Source organism: Bradyrhizobium sp. DOA9, assembly GCF_000617845.2.
Lineage (GTDB): Bacteria > Pseudomonadota > Alphaproteobacteria > Rhizobiales > Xanthobacteraceae > Bradyrhizobium.
Genome location: NZ_DF820425.1, coordinates 5,162,011 through 5,183,625, shown reverse-complemented (window position 1 = coordinate 5,183,625; position 21,615 = coordinate 5,162,011). Strand labels below are relative to the sequence as shown.

Sequence of the window (21,615 nt, the reverse complement as noted above, 5' to 3'; positions counted from 1 at the left end):
GTTCTAAGCAAGGAGCGAGACATGTTCAGGGTTTTCGTCGAAGAGGCCGCTGCATTGGCGTCGATCACGCTGTTCGTCGGGATGATCGCGATCTGGGCCCAAGTGATACCGCAGCTTTGAGTCCAGGCGTCATGCGTGGCTGGTTGGGGAAAAGCGGGATGGCGGTGCGAAGTGGCCGCTGCGGCGTGGACTCTGGCGGCGCTGCACCCCACCATCGGGAAGCGAGTCGGCTGGACGGGGGCACGATGCCCTAAGGTGTTGGCGACCGCTCCATCTCATCTGCAAGAGGCCGTCACGCGACCATGCCGAGCGCCGGATTTGTCCACCTTCACGTTCACTCGGCCTATTCGCTGCTCAAGGGCTCGATCAAGATCGCCAAGCTCGCCGAGCTTGCCAAGAAGGACCACCAGCCGGCGCTGGCGCTGACCGACACCGACAATCTGTTCGGCGCGCTGGAGTTCTCCGACAAGATGGCGGGCTCCGGCATCCAGCCGATCGTCGGCTGCGAGCTTGCGATCGATTTCGGCGATCAGGATCCGAATGCGCGCAACGCGATGGGGCCGTCGCGCGTGGTGCTGCTGGCGGCGCAGGAGCGCGGCTATCGCAGCCTGATGCGGCTGAACTCGCGCGCGTTCCTGGAATCGCCCGACAGTCATGCTCCGTTCATCAAGCTCGACTGGCTCGAGGGCGAGACCGAGGGCCTGATCGCGCTGACGGGCGGACCGGACGGGCCGATCTCGCTGGCGCTGGTCGGTGGCATGACCGAGCTCGCCGGCGCGCGCTGCGAGCGTCTGGCCGCTCTGTTCGGCGACCGCCTCTACATCGAACTGCAGCGCCACAACGCCGAGAAGGAGCGGCGCGTCGAAGGCGGCTTGATCGACATCGCCTACGCCAAGGGGCTGCCGCTGGTTGCGACCAACGAGCCGTATTTCGCAACCACCGACGATTACGAAGCGCATGATGCGCTGCTGTGCATCGCGGGCGGCCGGCTGATCGCCGAGACCGACCGCGTGCAGCTGACGCCGGATCATCGCTTCAAGACGCGCGCGGAGATGGCGCTGCTGTTCGCCGACATTCCGGAGGCGCTGGCCTCGACGGTGGAGATCGCCGAGCGCTGCTCGTTCCGGCCGATGACGCGCAAGCCCATCCTGCCGTTCTTCACCGTCGGTGCTGCGCAGAGCTCGGATGCCGCCGCAGTCGAGGCGGCGGAATTGAAGCGGCAGGCGGAGGAGGGGCTCGCCAAGCGGCTCAGCGTGCACGGCCTGTCGCCGGGCACGACGGACGAGACCTACGCCAAGCGGCTCGCCTTCGAGCTCGACGTCATCACCCGCATGAAATACGCGGGCTACTTCCTGATCGTGTCCGACTTCATCAAATGGGCGAAGAGCCAGGGCATTCCGGTCGGGCCGGGCCGCGGCTCCGGCGCTGGCTCGCTGGTGGCGTGGGCGCTGACCATCACCGACCTCGACCCGATCAGGTTCGGCCTGCTGTTCGAGCGCTTCCTCAATCCGGAACGCGTCTCGATGCCGGACTTCGACATCGACTTCTGCCAGGATCGCCGCGGCGAGGTGATCAGTTACGTGCAGCAGCGCTACGGCCGCGACCAGGTCGCGCAGATCATCACCTTCGGCACGCTGCAGGCGCGCGGCGTGCTGCGCGACGTCGGCCGCGTGCTGCAGATGCCCTATGGCCAGGTCGACAAGCTGACCAAGCTGGTGCCGCAAAATCCGGCGGCGCCGGTGACGCTGGCCGCCGCGATCGAGAGCGAGCCGAAGCTGCAGGCGTTCCGCGACGAAGATCCCGTGGTGGCGCGCGCCTTCGACATCGCCCAGCGTCTGGAAGGCCTGACCCGCCACGCCTCGACCCACGCAGCCGGCATCGTGATCGGCGATCGTCCCCTGAGCGAGCTCGTGCCGCTCTACCGCGATCCCAAATCCGACATGCCGGTGACCCAGTTCAACATGAAATGGGTCGAGCCGGCGGGGCTCGTGAAGTTCGACTTCCTCGGCCTGAAGACCCTCACCGTGCTCGACGTCGCCTGCAAGCTGCTCAAACCGCGCGGCATCGACGTCGATCTCGCCACGCTGCCGATCGACGATGCCGAGAGTTACCAGATGCTGGCGCGCGGCGACGTGGTCGGCGTGTTCCAGGTTGAAAGCCAGGGCATGCGGCGGGCGCTGATCGACATGCGGCCGGACCGTTTCGAGGACATCATCGCGCTGGTCGCGCTCTATCGGCCGGGCCCGATGGCGAACATCCCGACCTATTGCGCGCGCAAGCACGGCGACGAGGAGCCGGAATATCTGCATCCGGTGCTGGAGCCGATCCTGAAGGAGACCTTCGGCGTCATCATCTACCAGGAGCAGGTGATGCAGATCGCGCAGGTGATGTCGGGCTATTCGCTCGGCGACGCCGACCTCTTGCGCCGCGCCATGGGCAAGAAGATCCGCGCCGAGATGGACAAGCAGCGCGACATCTTCGTCGCGGGCGCGGTGAAGAACGGCGTGCCGAAGGGGCAGGCCGAGACCATCTTCGAGCTGCTGGCAAAATTCGCCGACTACGGCTTCAACAAGAGTCACGCTGCGGCTTACGCGCTGGTATCGTACCATACCGCCTATATGAAGGCGCATTACCCGGTCGAGTTCATCGCAGCGTCCATGACGCTCGATCTGAACAACACCGACAAGCTGTCCGAATTCCGCTCCGAGGCGCAGCGTCTCGGCATCAAGGTCGAGCCGCCGAACATCAACCGGTCGGGCGCGACCTTCGAGGTCGGCGAGAACACGATCTACTACGCGCTCGCCGCGCTCAAGGGCGTCGGCATCCAGGCGATCGAGCAGATCATCGCGGAGCGCAGCCGAGGCGGCCTGTTCACCTCGCTCGCCGATTTCGCCGCGCGCGTCTCGCCGCGCGCGATCAACAAGCGCATCATCGAAAGTCTCGCCGCCGCCGGCGCCTTCGACACGCTGGAGCCGAACCGGGCGCGTGTCTTTGCCGGTGCGGACGCGATCCTCGCCGCCTGCCAGCGCGCGCATGAAGCTGCGACGATCGGCCAGAACGACATGTTCGGCATGTCGGCGGATGCACCGACCATCATGCTGCCGCAGGTCGAGCCGTGGCTGCCGGCCGAACGGCTGCGCCGCGAATACGACGCGATCGGCTTCTTCCTGTCGGGACATCCGCTCGACGATTACGCGACCGTGCTGAAGCGGCTGCGGGTGCAGAGCTGGGCCGAGTTCTCGCGCGCGGTGAAGACCGGCGCCACCGCCGGCAAGGTCGCCGCGACCGTTGTCTCGCGCATGGAGCGCCGCACCAAGACCGGCAACAAGATGGGCATCATGGGGCTGTCCGATCCCACCGGCCATTTCGAGGCGGTGCTGTTCTCCGAAGGCCTTGCGCAATATCGCGACGTGCTGGAGCCGGGTGCGGCCGTGCTGCTGCAGCTGGGGGCCGAGCTGCAGGGCGAGGACGTCCGCGCCCGCGTGCTGCACGCCGAGCCGCTCGATGACGCCGCGGCCAAGACGCAGAAGGGCCTGCGCATCTTCCTGCGCGATACCAAGCCGCTGGACTCGATCGCCAAGCGTCTCGCCGGGCCCGACATGGCGGCCTCCAACGGCGGCGCGCCGAAGGTCGGCAGTCCCGGCATCGCACCGCGCGGAAGCGGCGACGGCGAGGTCTCGCTGGTGCTGATGCTCGACCTCGAGACCGAGGTGGAGATGAAGCTGCCCGGCCGCTTCAAGGTCTCGCCGCAGATCGCCGGCGCGATCAAGGCGGTCGCGGGCGTGGTGGACGTGCAACAGCTTTAGCTTCTTCGCCGCGCGTTCCGGTTTTTGCAAAGTTGTCATGCTGCATCGGTTGCAACCCAGCGCTGATTCCGATTAGCATGTGCCCCGGGGAATGGAATGGGGCTGTAATGCTGCGACAGGGTGCGTTGTTGTTGGCCGTTTGTGCCATGCTGACGGGGTGCGTCAGCAATCAGGTCGGAACGGACTTTGCGTCGGTGTCGAAAAAGGTTGGTCCTCCACGCGCAGGGTACGCGCGTGTGGTGTTCCTGCAGGACAAGAGGAGCGGCCTGAGCATGGCCATTTGCGGCTGCGAGGTGAAGCTCGACGGTGCGCCGCTCGGAAAAATCGTGGCCGGCAAATATGCCTATGCCGACCGGCCTGCCGGACGTCACGACGTGCTGCTCACTGAGCTGATGTTTCCGGGCGAGACCAAGCGCGAGATCGTCATGGAGGCGGGCCGGACGCATTTCTACCTGATCAAGAGCAGCGCCAGGCACGATGCCGCCATGGGCGGCGCCGTGCTCGGCGGTTTGGCCGGACTTGCGGTCGTGTCCGTCGCGACGGCGGGCGAGGCCAATCTCGGGCCGGGCGAGCTCGTCGCGCTGGACGAGGCAACCGCGCGCACGAAGCTCGCGGAGCTGGAAGCCGTCGAGTAGGGCGCGCGCTACGACGACGTGTCTCTGATCGCGCCGGGCACAGGGGGTCCTTGGCGGGCTGATCTCGAATGCATGCTGGCGGACGCATGTCCGTGCAATCGTCGGGCGCGCGATGGGCACGCATTTCGGCTTGCAGCATGGCGCGCAGTGCAGCAATCATCGGTTGCATCAACTGGCATTTGTTCTTTCTTCATATCGGCGCTCCTATCTTCGCGACGCATCGTTTCCATTGACCCCGAGGAGATGTCACATGTGCGACAAGTGTTCTGACTCGCTGCATCACGAATCTCTGCGCCGAGACATCGCGCCGTCGCGGCGATCGGCGATGCTGTTTGGCGCCGCCGCGTTCGGCATGGCCTTCGCCGGTGGAGCTTTCGCCAGCGGCGCCCTGGCCAAGGACGCCAAGCAGCCGCCGAAGCCGCAGAACGTGCTGTCGCCCGACGCGTCGCTGAAGCGGCTGATGGAGGGCAATGGGCGCTACGTCGCCGGCGTGTCGCGGCGCCACGATTTCAAGCACGAGCGCGAGGCGCTGGTCGGCGGTCAGAATCCGTTCGCGGCCGTGCTGAGCTGTGCCGACTCGCGCATCGCGCCGGAATATGCGTTCGACACCGGTCGCGGCGACCTGTTCGTCTGTCGCGTCGCCGGAAACTTTGCCGGCACCGAGACGATCGCAAGCATGGAATATGCGGTGGCGGTGCTGAACACGCCGCTGATCCTCGTGCTCGGCCACGATGCCTGCGGCGCGGTGGATGCGACGCTGAAGGCGATCAAGGACAATACCTCGCCGCCGGGGCACATTCCCTCGCTGGTCGATGCGATCGCGCCCGCCGCAAAGGCGGCGATGCAGCAGGGCGGGGATGTGCTCAAGAACGCGATCCGGCAGAACGTGGTCGACAACGTCGCCAAGCTGAAGGCGGCCGCGCCAATTCTCAATGCGGCCGTGGAGCAGAGCAAGGTGAAGGTCGTCGGCGGCATCTATCGGCTGACGACGGGCACGGTCGATCTGATCGTCCAGGGCTGAACGGGCCGAGCAGCCTCCTGCCGCGGTGCGGTCGCGAGGCTTGCACCTGACGTGGAGGTTCGACGTGGAGTCGACTGGGGTGGCGGCGCCATGCCGTCGCCTCAATCCGCGCTTCTCGTTCAAGCGCCATTCAGCTGGCCGCGCGCCTGATATGCGGTGGCCACCTCAACGACAAAAGCGGGCACAAGCCATGCGTGGGACGCTCAAAGCCTTCATCTGCCTTCTCCTCCCGATCGTTGTCCTTGCCGCAAGCCCGGTCCGCGCCCAGCAGCAGGAGAAGCGCATCGCGCTCGTGGTCGGCAACGGCGCCTATGCCAAATCGCCGCTGGCGACCACCGCGAACGATGCCGGTCTGATCGCACAGACGCTCCAGGCGGCGGGCTTCGACGTGGTCGGCGCGCGTGATCTCGACGGCGACACGCTGCGCAAGAGCTTGCGCGATTTCATCCAGAAGGCCCAGGCGTCGGGGCCGGGCACCGTCGCGATGATCTATCTTGCCGGCTACGGCGTGCAGCTCGCCGGCGAGAATTATTTCATCCCGGTCGATTCCAACATCAGCCGCGACACCGACATTCCGACCGAGGCCTTGCGCGTCAGTGACTATGTGCGCCAGCTCGCAGCGATTCCGCTCAAGGCCAACATCGTCGTGCTCGATGCGGCCCGGGCGCAGCCCTTCATCGAGGGCGGACAGCCGATCGCGAGCGGCCTTGCGCTGGTCGAGCCCGAGGCGAACATGCTGATCGCCTTCAACGCCGCGCCCGGCACGGTCGCACCGGAGGAGCCGGGCCCCTACGGCATCTACGCGCAGTCGCTCGCCGAGATGATCCGCACCGGCGGCCTGCCGCTGCCCGAGGTGTTCGACCGCGTCCGCCTGCGCGTCAACGAAGCCTCCAAGGGCGCGCAGGTGCCCTGGAACGAGCAGAAGATCTCGGCGCCGTTCTCGTTCTTCGAGCGCGCGCCCGATGCGCCGCCGCCGGCGGCCGCGCCCGACCAGGTTGCCGCCATTCGCAACAAGCCGATCCGCGATCTCGGCGTGCAGGACGCCTATGCCGCCGCGCTCGAGCGCGACACGCTGCCGGCCTATGAGGAGTTTCTCGCGGCCTATCCGAGCGATCCGCTCGCCAAGCGCGTGATGGCGATCGTTGCCGCGCGCCGCGAAGCCATCACCTGGCGCCGAACCTACCGGACCGACACGCCGGAGGCCTATTGGTCGTATCTGCGCCGCTATCCCCGCGGGCCGCACGCGGCGGACGCACGGCGCCGCCTTGCGATCCTGACCGCGCCGCCCGAGCCGCCGCCGAGCTTCGCGATGATCGACTACGACGTGCCGCCACCGCCGCCGGAGGAGGTGGTCTATGTCGACCGTCCCGTGCTGTATTTCAGCGATCCCGATTTCGGCTTCGCGCCGCCACCGCCGCCGCCGGTCTATTATCTGCCGCCGCCGCCGCCGGATTTCGTCGTGCTGCCGCCGCCGCTGCCCGTGGTCGGCCTGTTCGTGCTGCCGCAGCCGGTGTTCGTGCCGATCCCGGTGTTCGTCAGGCCGCCGGTCTATGTCGCGCCGCCGCCGAACAACATCATCTATCAGAACATCCACAACACGACGGTCATCAACACCGTGATCAACCAGCCGCCGCCGGCGCCGCCTCCGGCTGCGGGACCGGCGCCCGGACCGGGCAATCTGGCGCCGGCCGTTGCCGGCCGCGCCACGCCGGCAGGTCCGGCCGTGCCGCAGGCGGTCGTCCAGCGCGCCGCCTTGATCCAGCAGGGCAAGGCGCCGATGCCGCCGAGTGCGACGATCCAGCCGATGGCGAGGCCGGGTCTCGCGACACCGGCTCCCGCCAATGTCGCGCCTGGCGCGACAGCGCCGCCGCCCGCAGGCGCCAAGCTGCCGCAGACCACTATCGCGCCGGCGCCGGGAGCTCCCGGCAGCCCGCCGGCCGGAACGGCGCCCGGGACTGCGACACCGGCCGGCGCACCTCGTCCGACCGCGACCGCTCCCGCCGGTACCGCTGCGGCACCCCCGCAAGCGCTGGCGCCGACCAAGCTGCCGCAGGCCAATACGCTCCCTGTGCCCGGCACACCCGGCGGGCCGCCGCCGGCGGGGGCAGGGGCCGCGCCCGGGACTGTCCCGCCCCCTGGCAGGCCCGCCGCGACAGCGACAGCGCCGAGCGGCAACATCCCGCCGGCCCGGCCGAACGCGGCGACGACGCCCAATCTCCCGCCGGCTTCCGGAAGCGCGACGAACCCGTCCGCGGCCTTGCCCAGACCGCCGGGGACAACGACCGCGCCTGCCCCTGACCTCCGCGGCCGGCCGGCCGGGCCCCAGCCGGGCGCTTTGCCGCCGCCGAGCGCGGCCACCGGCAAGCCCGCCGCCCCGACCGCGGCCAGGCCCACGATACCTCCGCCGCCGCCACCAGTGGCGGCGCGGACACCGTCCGGAGCCCAGGACCGTCGGCCACCGCCATCGCCGCAGGCCGCCAGGCCTTCCGCTGCACCTCCGCATCCTCAGGCCCTGGCAAGGCCGACGCCGCCGCCTCCGCCGAGGGTTGCGCCGCCTCCGCCGCCGCGGGCTGCACCTCCGCCCGTGGCGGTAGCGCGGCCCGCGCCACCGCCGCCTGTCGCCCGGCCGGCGCCGCCTCCGCCTCCGCCAGCGATGGCGCGGCCGGCACCACCTCCGCCGCCGGTGGCCCGCCCAGCGCCGCCGCCGATGGCCGCCGCGCCGCATCCGCCTCCGCGACCGGCCGGCCCGCCACCGAAGAGCTGCCCGCCGGGCCAGCCAAAGTGCTAGGAGGCCTAAGGGGCAGGGGACGCTGGGAAGCGACGCAGCCTAGAGGCGTCCCCAAAGGCCGTTATTTCCTTGCTTCTGGCCGAAATGGCGCTATATAGCGCGCCATCTCACACGGAAACATGGCTCACAAGGCCGTCCGGTGGCAGCCGGGGCGAGAACGCTCCGTTTTGCTCACACGTTTCCGGAGGAACCAACCGGAGAATTAGAACGATGGCACTGCCCGATTTCACTATGCGTCAGCTGCTTGAAGCTGGCGTGCACTTTGGTCACCAGTCTCACCGCTGGAATCCGAAAATGGCTCCGTTCATTTTCGGCACCCGCAACAACATCCACATCGTCGACCTCGCCCAGACCGTGCCGATGCTGCACCAGGCCCTCCAGGCCGTCAGCGACACGGTGGCCAAGGGCGGCCGCATCCTGTTCGTCGGCACCAAGCGCCAGGCGCAGGATGGCGTTGCCGACGCGGCCAAGCGCTGCGCGCAGTATTTCGTCAATTCGCGCTGGCTCGGCGGCACGCTGACCAACTGGAAGACGATCTCGGCCTCGATCAAGCGCCTGCGCCACCTCGACGACGTGCTCTCGGGCGGCGAAGCCAATTCCTACACCAAGAAGGAGCGCCTGACGCTTCAGCGCGAGCGCGACAAGCTCGACCGCTCGCTCGGCGGCATCAAGGACATGGGCGGTCTGCCCGATTTGATCTTCGTGATCGACACCAACAAGGAAGACATCGCGATCCAGGAGGCCCAGCGCCTGAACATCCCGGTCGCCGCGATCGTCGACACCAATTCGGACCCGAAGGGCATCACGTATGTGGTCCCCGGCAATGACGACGCCGGCCGTGCCATCTCGCTGTATTGCGACCTGATCGCGCGTGCCGCGATCGACGGCATTTCGCGAGCCCAGGGCGATTCGGGCATCGACATCGGTGCATCGGCCAAGCCGCTCGCCGAAGAGCTGCCGGCTGCATCCTCGAGCGGCTTCCAGGGCCTTGCGGGTCCCCGCGGTACCGCCGACGACCTCAAGAAGCTCCCGGGCGTGTCGGGCGCGATCGAGAAGAAGTTCAACGACCTCGGCATCTTCCACTATTGGCAGCTCGCCGAGCTCGACCACGACACCGCGCACACGATCGGCGAGGAAGTCGGTCTGCCGAGCCGCGCCGATGCCTGGGTGGCCAAGGCCAAGGCGCTGACCGCGGAAGCGGAATAGTCAAAAAGAGCGATGGGTTGGCCGGATAGGATCCGGCCACCATTTCAGTTGACGCGAATCCCTGAGATGGACCGCGGCGGGGCGCTTCGATGCCGCGCCGCTGCAAACCAGCAGGCACAAAGGATTTCAACGATGGCAACGATCACAGCTGCGATGGTCAAGGACCTGCGCGAATCGACCGGCGCGGGCATGATGGACTGCAAGGCCGCGCTCACCGAAAACGACGGCAACATGGAAGCGGCGCAGGACTGGCTGCGCAAGAAGGGCCTGTCCAAGGCCGCCAAGAAGTCGGGCCGCGTCGCGGCCGAGGGCCTGATCGGCGCGCTCACCAAGGGCACCAAGGGCGTCGTGGTCGAGGTCAACTCCGAGACCGACTTCGTGGCGCGCAACGGCCAGTTCCAGGGCCTGGTCAAGATGATCGCGCAGGTCGCGTTCGACGTCGGAGCGGACGTCGAGAAGATCAAGGCCGCCAAGGTCGGCGACGTCACGATCGAAACCGCCATCAATGATGCGATCGCCACCATCGGCGAGAACATGACGCTGCGCCGTGCCGCCCAGCTCGAGGTGAGCCAGGGCGTGGTCTCGCATTACATCCACGGGGCCGTCATCGACGGCGCTGGCAAGATGGGCGTGATCGTGGCGCTGGAATCGCCCGGCAAGGCCGACGAGCTCGCTAGCCTCGGCCGTCAGATCGCGATGCACGTTGCGGCTGCCAACCCGCTGGCGCTCGATCCGTCCGGCCTCGATCCGGCCGTGGTCAAGCGCGAGAAGGACGTGCTCGCCGACAAGTACCGTCAGCAGGGCAAGCCAGAGAACGTGATCGAGAAGATCGTCGAGTCCGGCCTCAAGACCTACTACAAGGAAGTCTGCCTGCTCGAGCAGGCCTTCATCCACGACACCGGCAAGTCGGTGGCGCAGGCGGTGAAGGAGGCCGAGGGCAAGGTCGGCGGCACCGTGAAGATCGCCGGCTTTGTGCGCTATGCTCTCGGCGAGGGAATCGAGAAGCAGGAAAGCGACTTCGCGGCCGAGGTCGCCGCGGCCAGCGGCAAGAAGTAAGCGCCGGAACGTTCCTTCCGGCAAGCCGCCGGAAGCGGCGCCCGGACAAGGAAGGTGCTCATGACTGATCCGGTCTATCGTCGCGTCGTGATCAAGCTGTCCGGCGAATATCTCGCGGGACAGCAAGGCTTTGGCATCGATCAGCCGACCGTGGACCGGGTTGCGGACGACCTGATCGCGGCCCGCCATCTCGGCACCGAGGTCGCGGTCGTGATCGGCGGCGGCAACATGGTCCGCGGCGTCGAGGTCTCCTCCCGCGGGGTGTCGCGCACCACCGGCGACACCATGGGCATGCTCGCCACCATGATGAACTGCCTCGCGCTGGAAGCGGCGATCGAGCGCAAGGGCACGCCGGCACGGACGCTGTCGGCCTTCGTCATGCCCGAGATTTCCGAGCTGTTCACCCGCACCGCGGCACACAAATACCTGGCCGAGGGCCGGATCGTGCTGCTCGGCGGCGGCACCGGCAATCCGTTCTTCACCACCGACACGACCGCGGTGCTGCGCGCCGCCGAGATCGGTGCGCAGGCGGTCCTGAAGGCCACCAATGTCGACGGGGTCTACTCGGCCGATCCGAAGAAGGATCCGGCCGCCACGCGGTTCGACCGCCTGACGCATTCGCAGGCGATCGAGGGCGGCTACAAGGTGATGGATGCGACCGCCTTCGCGCTTGCCCGCGAGACATCGCTGCCTATCATCGTATTCTCGATCGCGGAGCCGGGCTCGATCGGCGCGATTCTGCGTGGCGTCGGCCACGGAACCATCGTCGCCGGCTGACGGCTCATCTGGCGCGCCCGAAAGGGAACGGCGCGGAGCGGTCGCCGGGATTTTGAAGGAGAGAACGTGATGGCCACGGGTAATTTCGACCTCAACGAAGTGAAGCGCCGCATGCAGGGCGCCGTCGCCTCGCTCAAGCACGAGCTCGGCGGCCTGCGCACGGGACGCGCCTCGGCCTCGATGCTCGATCCGGTGCAGGTCGAGGCCTATGGCAGCCACATGCCGCTCAATCAGCTCGCCACCGTCAGCGTGCCGGAGCCGCGGCTGATCTCGGTGCAGGTCTGGGACAAGTCGATGGTCAAGGCCGTCGAGAAGGCGATCGTCGATTCCAATCTCGGCCTGTCGCCCGCGACCGAGGGCCAGGTGCTGCGCCTGCGCATTCCCGAGCTCAACGAGGAGCGCCGCAAGGAGCTGGTGAAGGTCGCGCACAAATATGCCGAAGCCGCCAAGGTCGCCGCGCGCCACGTCCGCCGCGACGGTCTCGACGTGCTCAAGAAGCTCGAGAAGAATCACGAGATGTCGGAGGACGACCAGAAGCGTCACGCCGACGAGGTGCAGAAGGCGACCGACGGAACCATCGCCGAGATCGACCAGTTGCTGGCCGCCAAGGAAAAAGAAATCCTCACCGTTTAAGGCATCGCCTTCATGTCCAACGCCGCCGCGCCCGCAACGGAAGGGCCCGACAGGTCCGAGGCGCCCGCGCATGTCGCCATCATCATGGACGGCAACGGGCGTTGGGCGGCCGCGCGCGGTCTGCCGCGTGCGGAGGGGCATCGCCGCGGCGTGGACGCGCTGCGCCGCGTCGTGCGCGCATCGCACGAGCTCGGCATCCGCTATCTCACCATCTTCTCGTTCTCGTCGGAGAACTGGTCGCGCCCGGCGAGCGAGATCGGTGATCTGTTCGGCCTGCTGCGGCGCTTCATCCGCAACGATCTGGCGAGCCTGCACCGTGACGGCGTCAAGGTCCGCATCATCGGCGAGCGCGAGGGGCTCGAGAGCGACATCTGCACTTTGCTGAACGAGGCCGAGGAGCTGACGCGCGACAATACGCGACTGACGCTCGTCGTCGCCTTCAACTACGGCTCGCGGCAGGAGATCGCGAAGGCGGCGCAGAAGCTGGCCCGCGAGGTCGCGGATGGCAGGCGCGATCCTGCCACGATCGATGCCGAGACGCTCGGCGCCTATCTCGATGCGCCCGACATTCCCGATCCCGATCTCATCATCCGCACCAGCGGCGAGCAGCGCCTGTCGAACTTCCTGATGTGGCAGGCCGCCTATAGCGAGCTCGTGTTCGTGCCGATCCATTGGCCCGACTTCGACAAGGCGGCGCTGGAAAGCGCGATCGCCGAATTTGCCAGGCGTGAACGCCGTTTCGGCGGCCTGGTCGCAAAGACCGCCTCGTGAACGAACCGGATCCTGCATCGGCGGGCGCCAAGCCTGCCCCGAGCAATCTGGTGATGCGGATCCTCGCAGCGCTGGTGCTGGCGCCGCTGGCGATCGCGATCGCCTATGCCGGCGGATGGTTGTGGGCGCTTCTCGTCACCCTGGTCTCGATCGGGCTGTTTGCGGAATGGCTGATGGTGGTGGGCGCAGCATCGGCCGCGCTGACCGGGGCAGGGACGGTCGTGATCGCCATGATGGGAGCCTCCGTCGCGTTCGGCGCGCTGAAGACCTCCGTCGTCACCGGCCTCATCGGCGGCGCCATCGTGACGCTGATCGCGCGGGGCAAGTTCGTGTGGGCGGCCACCGGCTTCGCCTACGCGGCGGCGGCGCTGCTGGCCTCGATCCTGGTGCGGAAGGATCTCGTCAACGGCTTCTCCGCGCTGATGTTCGTGCTGCTCGTGGTCTGGGCGACCGACATCGGCGGCTATTTCGCGGGACGCAGCATTGGCGGTCCGAAATTATGGCCTCGCGTGAGCCCGAAAAAGACCTGGGCCGGCGCGCTCGGCGGCCTTGCGGCGAGCCTTGCGGTCGCGGCCGGCTTTGCCGCCTGCGGGATCGGAAAAGCGGTTCCACTGCTGGTCGTCGGCGCCGTCCTGTCGGTCGTGTCGCAGCTCGGCGATCTCTTCGAATCCGCTGTGAAGCGGCGCTTCGGTGTCAAGGATTCCAGTCACTTAATTCCCGGCCATGGCGGGCTTATGGACCGCCTGGACGGTTTTGTCGCCGCCATCCTGGCGGCCTGGATTATCGGCTTTTTCCGCCATGGTGTGCATAGCGCCGGAAGCGGTCTTATGGTTTGGTGAGGATATGAGCGCCGTTCCCTTGCGTAACAACAGGCTTGCTGCGTCCGACATTCGCAGCGTCACAGTCCTCGGTGCCACCGGCTCGATCGGCGACAGCACGATGGATCTCTTGCGCGCCTCGCCCGAGCGCTACCGTGTCGAGGCGCTGACGGCGAACGGCAATGTCGTGGCGCTGGCCAAGCTCGCCAAGGAATTCAACGCACGCTATGTCGCGATCGCCGACACCTCCAGGCTCGCCGAGCTGAAGGACGCGCTCGCGGGCACCAGCACCGAATGCGGCGCCGGCGAAAGCGCGGTGATCGAGGCCGGTGCGCGTCCGGCGGACTGGGTGATGGCGGCGGTGAGCGGCGCTGCCGGGCTGAAGCCGGCGCTCGCCGCGGTCGATCGCGGCGCGCATGTCGCGCTCGCCAACAAGGAGTGCCTGGTCTGCGCCGGCGACTTCTTCATGCAGCGCGCGGCAAAAGCGGGCGCCTGCATCCTGCCGGCCGATTCCGAGCACAACGCGCTGTTCCAGGCGCTGAGTTCAGGCAATCGCGACGAGCTCGTTCGCGTCATCATCACGGCCTCCGGCGGCCCGTTCCGGACCTGGAAGCCCGCAGACATCGAGCAGGCGACGCTCCAGCAGGCCCTGAAGCATCCGAACTGGAGCATGGGTCAGAAGATCACGATCGATTCGGCTTCGATGATGAACAAGGGCCTCGAGGTGATCGAGGCGTCCTATTTGTTCGCGCTCTCGCCCGACGAGATCGACGTGCTGGTTCATCCGCAGTCGATCATCCACGGCATGGTCGAGTTTTCTGACTGCTCGGTGGTGGCTCAGCTCGGCGCGCCCGACATGAGGACGCCGATCGCCCATTGCCTCGGCTGGCCCGATCGCATCAAGGGCCCGGCGGCCAAGCTCGACCTCGCCAAGATCGGCCAGCTGACCTTCGAGGCGCCGGACTTCGAGCGCTTCCCCGGACTGCGGCTGGCTTACGAATCGCTCCGGACCGGGAAGGGGGCGACCACGGTCTACAACGCCGCCAACGAGGTCGCGGTGGCGGCCTTCATCGCCGGCAAGATCCGGTTCGGCGCGATCGCCCGGCTGGTCGAGGCGACCCTTGAGGATTGGATCAAGGGGGGCAACCAGGCACCCTTGGCGTCCGCGGACGATGCAATCTCTGTTGACCATGTTGCGCGAAATAGGGCTGCCGCCCTATTGCCTCAAATTGCCTTAAAGGCATCCTAGTTGGTTCGGGACCAGGGCCTTTGCGGTGCTGGATGAGGGAATTCGATGATCGACTTTTTCGTCCATAGTTTCAATACGTTGAGCCATGGGCTCCTCGGCTACGCGGTTCCCTTCCTGTTCGTCCTGACCATCGTGGTGTTCTTCCACGAGCTCGGCCATTTCCTGGTCGCGCGCTGGGCGGGCGTGCGCGTGTTAACCTTTTCGCTCGGCTTCGGCCCCGAGCTGGTCGGCTTCAACGACCGCCATGGCACCCGCTGGAAGATCTCGGCGATCCCGCTCGGCGGCTACGTCAAGTTCTTCGGCGACGAGAGCGAGGCCTCGACCCCGTCGGCCCAGGCGTTGGCTTCGATGTCGGCCGAGGAGCGCGCCGGCAGCTTCCACCACAAGAAGGTCGGCCCCCGGGCGGCGATCGTCGCGGCCGGGCCGATCGCCAATTTCATTCTGGGTGCTCTGATCTTTGCCGGAATGGCCCTCTATTACGGCAAGCCGAGCACGATCGCCCGGGTCGACGGTGTCGTCGCCGATGGCGCGGCGGCGGCGGCCGGCTTCAAGGTCGGCGACGTCGTCATCCAGATCGACGGCAAGCCGATCGAGAGCTTTGCCGACATGCAGCGAATCGTTGCGATGAACGCCGGTTCGGCGCTTACCTTCCAGGTGAAGCGCGACGGCGCCATCGTCTCACTGACCGCGACCCCGGCGCTGCTGGAGCGCAAGGACCCGTTCGGCAACAGTCACCGTCTCGGCGTGCTCGGCGTCGAGCACAAGTCGCAGGCCGGGGAGGCCTCGACCACCGCGGTCGGCGTCGGCGAAGCGCTCAAAATCGGGGTTGAGCAGGTCTGGTTCATCATCACCAGCACCTTCAAGTTCCTGGGTGCCCTGTTCGTTGGCCAGGGCAATCCGAACGAGGTCAGTGGCGTCCTGGGAATCGCGAAAATGTCGGGGCAGGCGGCCAGCGCCGGGTTCCAGTTCGTGATCAATCTCTGCGCGGTGCTGTCGGTCTCGATCGGCCTTTTGAACCTGTTCCCGATCCCGCTGCTCGATGGCGGCCACCTGATGTTCTATGCGGCCGAGGTGGTCCGGGGCCGGCCGTTGTCGGAGCGGACCCAGGAAATGGGGTTCCGAATCGGGCTTGGCCTGGTGCTGATGCTGATGGTGTTTGCGACCTACAACGACATCCTGCGGATGGCCGCCTCCTGAGTGGGGCTTTTTTGTGGCGTTGCTGTTGAGCAACGTCTTGCAATGAATTTGAAATTACGGCGCTTTCGGCCGTTTGCGGCGTCGGCGAAATTGGCTACAAGCGGCCTGAACTTGGGGAATCTCCGGACCGGCGTTGGGGTTGGGTCTGGCACGGAATGATAAGGGCGCGTTGCGCGATGAAGTTTGGACTGCGACTCCGGGGGGGCTTGATCGCAACCCTGATCTTGTTCGGCGCGCCGGTGGTTGCCCCGGTTGGGGCTGTTTTCGTGTCTTCGTCTGCGCTCGCTCAGACCGTCCAGTCGATTTCCGTCGAAGGGAATCGCCGCGTCGAGGTGGAGACGATCCGCTCCTATTTCAAGCCGGGTCCCGGCGGCCGGCTGGATCAGGCCGCCATCGACGACGGCCTCAAGGCGTTGATCGAGACCGGCCTGTTCCAGGACGTCAGGATCAACCGCGGCTCCGGCGGCCAGCTGATCGTCTCCGTGGTGGAAAACCCGGTGATCGGCCGCATCGCCTTCGAGGGCAACAAGAAGATCAAGGACGAGCAACTCACCGCTGAAGTCCAATCCAAGGCGCGCGGCACCTTCTCCCGCGCCATGGTGCAGTCGGACACGCTCCGTATCGCCGAAATCTATCGCCGCTCCGGCCGCTACGACGTGCGCGTCACGCCCGAGATCATCGAGCAGCCGAACAACCGCGTCGACCTGATCTTCACGATCGAGGAGGGCGTCAAGACCGGCGTCCGGTCGATCGAGTTCGTCGGCAACAACGCCTTCTCGTCCTACCGCCTCCGCGACGTGATCAAGACCCGCGAGACGAACCTGCTGAGCTTCCTCGGCAGCGGTGACGTCTACGATCCCGATCGCGTCGAAGCCGATCGCGATCTGATCCGCCGATTCTATCTCAAGAACGGCTTCGCCGACGTGCAGGTCGTCGCAGCGCTGACCGAGTACGATCCGGAGAAGAAGGGCTTCAACGTCACCTTCAAGATCGAGGAAGGCGCGCAATACCGCGTCGGCGCGGTCGATTTCCGCAGCTCTATTCCGAACTTCGACCCGACCTCGATGCGCGGCTATTCGCGCGTCAATGTCGGCTCGCTCTACAACGTCGAATCGGTCGAGAAGTCGGTCGAGGAGATGCAGATCGAGGCCTCCCGCCGCGGCTATGCCTTCGCCGTGGTCCGGCCGGGCGGCGACCGCAACTTCGAAGCGCATACCGTGTCCGTCGTGTTCAACATCGACGAGGGCCCGCGCACCTATATCGAGCGCATCAACCTGCGCGGCAACACCCGCACGCGCGACTACGTGATCCGCCGCGAGTTCGACATCTCGGAAGGCGATGCCTACAACCGCGCGCTGGTCGACCGTGCCGAGCGGCGCCTGAAGAACCTCGACTATTTCAAGAGCGTCAAGATCACGACCGAGCCGGGCTCGTCGAGCGACCGCGTCATCCTGATCGTCGACATGGAAGAGAAATCGACCGGCGACTTCTCGGTCTCGGGCGGTTACTCCACGACCGACGGCGCGCTGGCCGAAGTCTCGGTGTCAGAGCGCAACCTGCTCGGTCGCGGCCTGTTCGCCAAGGCTGCGGTGACCTATGGCCAGTATGCGCGCGGCTACTCGCTGTCGTTCGTCGAGCCGTACCTGCTCGACTATCGCGTCGCGCTCGGCCTCGACCTCTATCAGCGTGAGCAGAAGTCCAACAGCTACATCTCCTACGGCACCAAGACGCTCGGCTTCTCGCCGCGCCTCGGCTTCTCCTTGCGTGAAGATCTCTCGCTCCAGCTGCGCTACTCGATCTATCGGCAGGAAATCACCCTGCCGTCCTATCTGGCGAACTGTAACAACGTCGTTGGTTCGTCTGCTTTCAACCCCAGCCCGGCCTTCTCCGCTGCCACCGGTATACCTCTGGATCCGTCCACCAACGGTCTCGGCTGCTACAACGATGGCGAAGCTTCGCTGCCGGTGCGCAAGGAGCTCGCCAACGGCAAGACGCTGACCTCGGCGCTCGGCTACACGCTGACCTACAATACGCTGGACAACAACAAGAACCCGACCGACGGTCTGCTCGTCGACTTCCGGCAGGACTTCGCGGGCGTCGGCGGCGACGTCTCCTATCTGAAGTCGGTCGTCGACGCGAAGTACTACACTCCGCTCGTGTCCGACATCGTCGGCCTCGTTCGCCTGCAAGGCGGTATGCTGAACAAGATAGGCAGCACCGATCTGCGCATGCTCGACCACTTCCAGATGGGCCCGAACCTCGTCCGCGGCTTTTCGCCCAACGGCATCGGTCCGCGCGACTTGAACCCCTTCGGCACGCAGGATGCGCTCGGCGGCACCAAATACTGGGGCGCTTCGCTCGAACTGCAGATGCCGTTCTGGTTCCTGCCCAAGGAAGTGGGTCTGAAGGGCGCGGTCTATGCCGACGCCGGCGGCCTCTACGATTACAGGGGACCGACGAGCTGGACCGCCACCAACGAGGTCAACGCGCCGGGCTGTATCCCGTCGAGCATCAATCCCTCGAGCACGGGGACCTGCACCGGTCTCGTGTATGACGACAGCAAGGTCGTTCGCTCGTCGGTCGGTGTCGGCGTGATCTGGCAGTCGCCGTTCGGACCGCTGCGCTTCGACTACGCCGTGCCGCTCAGCAAGGGCAAATACGACCGTACGCAGGAATTCCGGTTCGGCGGCGGCACCACGTTCTAATTCGATCAGCACGGCACGATCCGGGCCACCGGAGCCGGTTTCCGAAAGGGATCGTGCCGATCCAAGACATGAGGCATGATGCGGCCCGACCGCTTCATGCCGAAGCCGGACCGCGACGGGGTGGAATGGCGCAGCCGACCTTCTTCACAAAACCGCCTGCCGCAGCGTTGGCCGACATTGCCACGCTGACCCAGGCGCAGCTTGTCGACCCCGCGCGGGGCGGCCACGTCATCTCGGGCCTTGCTTCGCTGGGCGAAGCGGGTCCGATGCATTTGGCCTTTTTCGACAACCTCAAATATCTCGAGGAACTCAAAGCGACCCGCGCCGGGGCCTGCCTGGTGAGTCCACGCTTCGAGGCCCAGGTGCCTGCCCACGTGGCCGTGCTGCGGGTGGCGCAGCCTTTCCGCGCCTTCGTCCGGATCGCACGGGAATGGCACGCCGATGCGCTGCGGCCGCAATCCTGGTTCGGCATCGAGGGTGTTGCACCGTCCGCCATCATCGATCCCTCGGCCCGGCTTGAGGACGACGTCATCGTCGAGCCCCTGGCGGTCATCGGCCCCGACGTCGAGATCGGCAGCGGCACGGTGATCGGCGCCGGCGCGGTCATCGGCCCCGGCGTCAAGATCGGTCGGGACTGCAATGTCGGCGCCCGCACGGCGATCCAATGCGCCCTGATCGGCAACAACGTGCTGATCCATCCCGGCTGCTCGATCGGCCAGGACGGCTACGGCTTCATCTTTTTCGGCCCCGAGGGGCATCTGAAGGTCCCCCAGACCGGCCGCGTGCTGATCCAGAACAACGTGGAGGTCGGGGCCGGCACCACCATCGACCGTGGCTCCTTGCGCGACACCGTGATCGGGGAGGGCACCAAAATCGACAATCAGGTCCAGATCGGCCACAATGTGACGATCGGCCGGAATTGCCTGCTGGCGGCCCAGATCGGCCTCGCGGGCAGCCTGACGATCGGCGACAACGTGGCGCTGGGAGCAAAGGTCGGCATCAACAATCACCTCAAGATCGGTGATGGCGCCCAGGTTACCGCGATGAGCGGGGTCAAGGACGACATCCCGCCGAATGGCCGTTGGGGTGGCTTCTTCGCCAAACCGACCAAGCAATGGTTCAAGGAGATCATCGCGGTGGAGCGCCTGGTACGCGACAGCAAGGCCGATCCGAAGGACGAGGGACGGGAATGACGGCGGAATCACCTGTTAAGTTCGAGCTGGTGGACATCAACGCGATTCTGCAGACGCTGCCGCACCGCTTTCCGATGCTGCTGATCGACCGCGTGATCAACATCCGCGCCGATTACAGCGGCATCGGCATTAAGAACGTCACCTTCAACGAGCCGGCGTTTCAGGGGCATTTCCCCGAGCGTCCGGTCTATCCCGGCGTCATGATGATCGAGGCGATGGCGCAGACCGCGGGCGTGATCGGCATCAAGTCGGTCGAGGGCACCGAGAAGCCGCGGGCGGTCTATTTCCTCACCATCGACAAGTGCAAATTCCGCAAGCCCGTGCTGCCGGGCGACACGATCGAGTATCACATGCGCTCGCTCGGCCGACGCAAGGCCATGTGGTGGTTTCACGGCGACGCCAAGGTCAACGGGCAGGTCGTCGCCGAAGCCGACGTCGGCGCCATGCTGACCGACTGAGCGGCCCCGGACTCAGGTGCAATCGTAGCGGCTGCCGGCCGCCTCGCGCCTGATGTTTCGGTTGAAGAACTGGCCCATGGACGGCGCGCCGAGGAGGCGCTCGACCGTGTCCGCCGGCACGCCGCAATAGCGGTGATAGGCGCCGTTGCTCGCGACGATCAGGTCCTGCTGCGCGCGATCGTAACAGACGCGCTGAAGCACCGTGCTGCGGGTGATGTCCCGGCATTCGAAGGTTCGGAGATCGACCAGGCGGTCTTCGCCGGTCTCGACCGCCTCCGACACGATCGGCGTGCTCGCGAGCTGTGCCAGCAGAAGGACCAGGGCCCTGACCACGATCGTTGAAGCTCCGCATGAACTTGTTGATGGGCGGGGAAGGCCGCCTCATCCAGCACTTGAAACACGCCGAGATGATACGTCACTGGACAGATCGGGCATAGTCGCGCTAACCACCCGAAAACCGAGCGACTTCAATACATAACCAGACCTTCTTGACGAGTAAGATTGGCTTGATGAGCAAGATTGATCCCACCGCGCGGATCGCGGACGGCGCCGTGATCGGCGAGGGTACCGAGATCGGACCCTATTGCATCATCGGCCCGAACGTCGTGATCGGCGCGAACTGCAAGCTGATCGGGCATGTGCACGTCACGGCGCAGACCACGATCGGCGACGGCTGCACCATTTATCCGTTCGCTTCGCTCGGCACGCCCCCGCAATCGCTCAGCTATCGTGGCGAGCTGACGCAGCTGAAGATCGGCTCGGGCTGCACCATCCGCGAATCCGTGACCATGAACGCAGGGACCGTCGCCGGCGGGGGCGTCACCTCGGTAGGCGACCGCGGCTATTTCATGAATTGCAGCCACGTCGGCCACGACTGCCATGTCGGCAACGACGTGATCTTCGCGACCTCGGCAACGCTGGGCGGCCATTGCGAGATCGGCGATTTCGTCTTCATCGGCGGGCTGTCCGCCGTGCACCAGTTCACCCGCATCGGGGCGCAGGTCATGGTCGGCGGCGTGTGCGGCGTGCGCGACGACATCATTCCGTTCGGTCTCGTCAACGGCCAATATGCCGTGCTCGAAGGCCTCAATCTGATCGGCATGAAGCGGCGCAAGTTCACCAAGCAGCGGCTCGCCACCGTGCGTGCGTTCTATCAAAAGCTCTTCCATGGCGCCGGCACCTTCGCCGCGCGGCTGGAGGCGGCGCGGCCGCTCGCGGGCGAGGATCCCGCCATCGCCGAGATCCTCGACTTCATCGGCAAGGGCAAGCGCCCGCTCTGTCTTCCCGCCATCGCGAAGTGAT

The 21,615-nt window shown here is 66.3% G+C and carries 17 protein-coding genes; 16 read left to right on the top strand and 1 reads right to left on the bottom strand.

All coding sequences use genetic code 11. The features are described 5' to 3' along the window. The first annotated feature begins 302 nt into the window (after positions 1–302). The 15 genes from dnaE (at position 303) to fabZ (ending at position 20,313) form a co-directional block, all read left to right on the top strand. Positions 303–3,806, top strand: a complete 3,504-nt coding sequence (dnaE, locus tag BDOA9_RS24275) for a DNA polymerase III subunit alpha (protein WP_025036563.1) — start codon at positions 303–305, stop codon at positions 3,804–3,806. A 77-nt stretch (positions 3,807–3,883) separates the two neighbouring features. Next, positions 3,884–4,441 (top strand): DUF2846 domain-containing protein, encoded by a 558-nt coding sequence (locus BDOA9_RS24270; RefSeq protein WP_152033441.1) that lies wholly within the window; start codon positions 3,884–3,886, stop codon positions 4,439–4,441. A 250-nt stretch (positions 4,442–4,691) separates the two neighbouring features. Next, positions 4,692–5,462: a carbonic anhydrase gene (locus BDOA9_RS24265; RefSeq protein ID WP_025036561.1), complete on the top strand. Its 771-nt coding sequence runs from the start codon at positions 4,692–4,694 to the stop codon at positions 5,460–5,462. Between the two features lie 190 nt (positions 5,463–5,652). Then, entirely contained in the window at positions 5,653–8,250 is a 2,598-nt protein-coding gene (locus tag BDOA9_RS24260) for a caspase family protein (RefSeq protein ID WP_025036560.1), read from the top strand. A 210-nt stretch (positions 8,251–8,460) separates the two neighbouring features. Beyond that, a complete protein-coding gene (locus tag BDOA9_RS24255; RefSeq protein WP_042336442.1) occupies positions 8,461–9,456 on the top strand; it encodes a 30S ribosomal protein S2 in 996 nt (331 codons plus the stop codon). A gap of 132 nt (positions 9,457–9,588) precedes the next feature. Next, on the top strand, positions 9,589–10,512 hold the full coding sequence (gene tsf, locus BDOA9_RS24250) for a translation elongation factor Ts (protein WP_025036558.1): 924 nt from the start codon (positions 9,589–9,591) through the stop codon (positions 10,510–10,512). 60 nt (positions 10,513–10,572) lie between these two features. Next, the gene (pyrH, locus tag BDOA9_RS24245) at positions 10,573–11,289 is read left to right on the top strand and encodes a UMP kinase (RefSeq protein WP_025036557.1); all 717 of its coding nucleotides are present in this window, start codon (positions 10,573–10,575) and stop codon (positions 11,287–11,289) included. A 69-nt stretch (positions 11,290–11,358) separates the two neighbouring features. After that, entirely contained in the window at positions 11,359–11,922 is a 564-nt protein-coding gene (frr, locus tag BDOA9_RS24240) for a ribosome recycling factor (protein WP_025036556.1), read from the top strand. A gap of 12 nt (positions 11,923–11,934) precedes the next feature. After that, positions 11,935–12,693 (top strand): isoprenyl transferase, encoded by a 759-nt coding sequence (locus BDOA9_RS24235; protein ID WP_025036555.1) that lies wholly within the window; start codon positions 11,935–11,937, stop codon positions 12,691–12,693. Continuing rightward, positions 12,690–13,532, top strand: a complete 843-nt coding sequence (locus BDOA9_RS24230) for a phosphatidate cytidylyltransferase (protein ID WP_025036554.1) — start codon at positions 12,690–12,692, stop codon at positions 13,530–13,532. The genes BDOA9_RS24235 and BDOA9_RS24230 overlap by 4 nt, the downstream gene beginning before the upstream one ends. 4 nt (positions 13,533–13,536) lie before the next feature. After that, on the top strand, positions 13,537–14,760 hold the full coding sequence (dxr, locus tag BDOA9_RS24225; protein ID WP_025036553.1) for a 1-deoxy-D-xylulose-5-phosphate reductoisomerase: 1,224 nt from the start codon (positions 13,537–13,539) through the stop codon (positions 14,758–14,760). Between the two features lie 45 nt (positions 14,761–14,805). Then, a complete protein-coding gene (rseP, locus tag BDOA9_RS24220) occupies positions 14,806–15,957 on the top strand; it encodes an RIP metalloprotease RseP (RefSeq protein ID WP_025036552.1) in 1,152 nt (383 codons plus the stop codon). Positions 15,958–16,133: 176 nt separating this feature from the next. Next, positions 16,134–18,662 (top strand): outer membrane protein assembly factor BamA, encoded by a 2,529-nt coding sequence (bamA, locus tag BDOA9_RS24215; RefSeq protein WP_025036551.1) that lies wholly within the window; start codon positions 16,134–16,136, stop codon positions 18,660–18,662. Between the two features lie 125 nt (positions 18,663–18,787). Beyond that, positions 18,788–19,855 carry a UDP-3-O-(3-hydroxymyristoyl)glucosamine N-acyltransferase gene (gene lpxD, locus BDOA9_RS24210; protein WP_025036550.1) on the top strand — a complete coding sequence of 356 codons (1,068 nt, stop codon included), beginning with the start codon at positions 18,788–18,790 and terminating at the stop codon, positions 19,853–19,855. Then, positions 19,852–20,313, top strand: a complete 462-nt coding sequence (gene fabZ / locus BDOA9_RS24205) for a 3-hydroxyacyl-ACP dehydratase FabZ (protein ID WP_024341283.1) — start codon at positions 19,852–19,854, stop codon at positions 20,311–20,313. The genes lpxD and fabZ overlap by 4 nt, the downstream gene beginning before the upstream one ends. A gap of 12 nt (positions 20,314–20,325) precedes the next feature. Here fabZ and BDOA9_RS24200 read toward each other — a convergent pair whose 3' ends face one another. Further along, positions 20,326–20,646, bottom strand: a complete 321-nt coding sequence (locus tag BDOA9_RS24200) for a KTSC domain-containing protein (RefSeq protein WP_025036549.1) — start codon at positions 20,644–20,646, stop codon at positions 20,326–20,328. A gap of 176 nt (positions 20,647–20,822) precedes the next feature. Here BDOA9_RS24200 and lpxA point away from each other — a divergent pair, with 176 nt between their 5' ends. Next, the gene (gene lpxA / locus BDOA9_RS24195; protein WP_025036548.1) at positions 20,823–21,614 is read left to right on the top strand and encodes an acyl-ACP--UDP-N-acetylglucosamine O-acyltransferase; all 792 of its coding nucleotides are present in this window, start codon (positions 20,823–20,825) and stop codon (positions 21,612–21,614) included. Position 21,615: the final 1 nt, after the last annotated feature.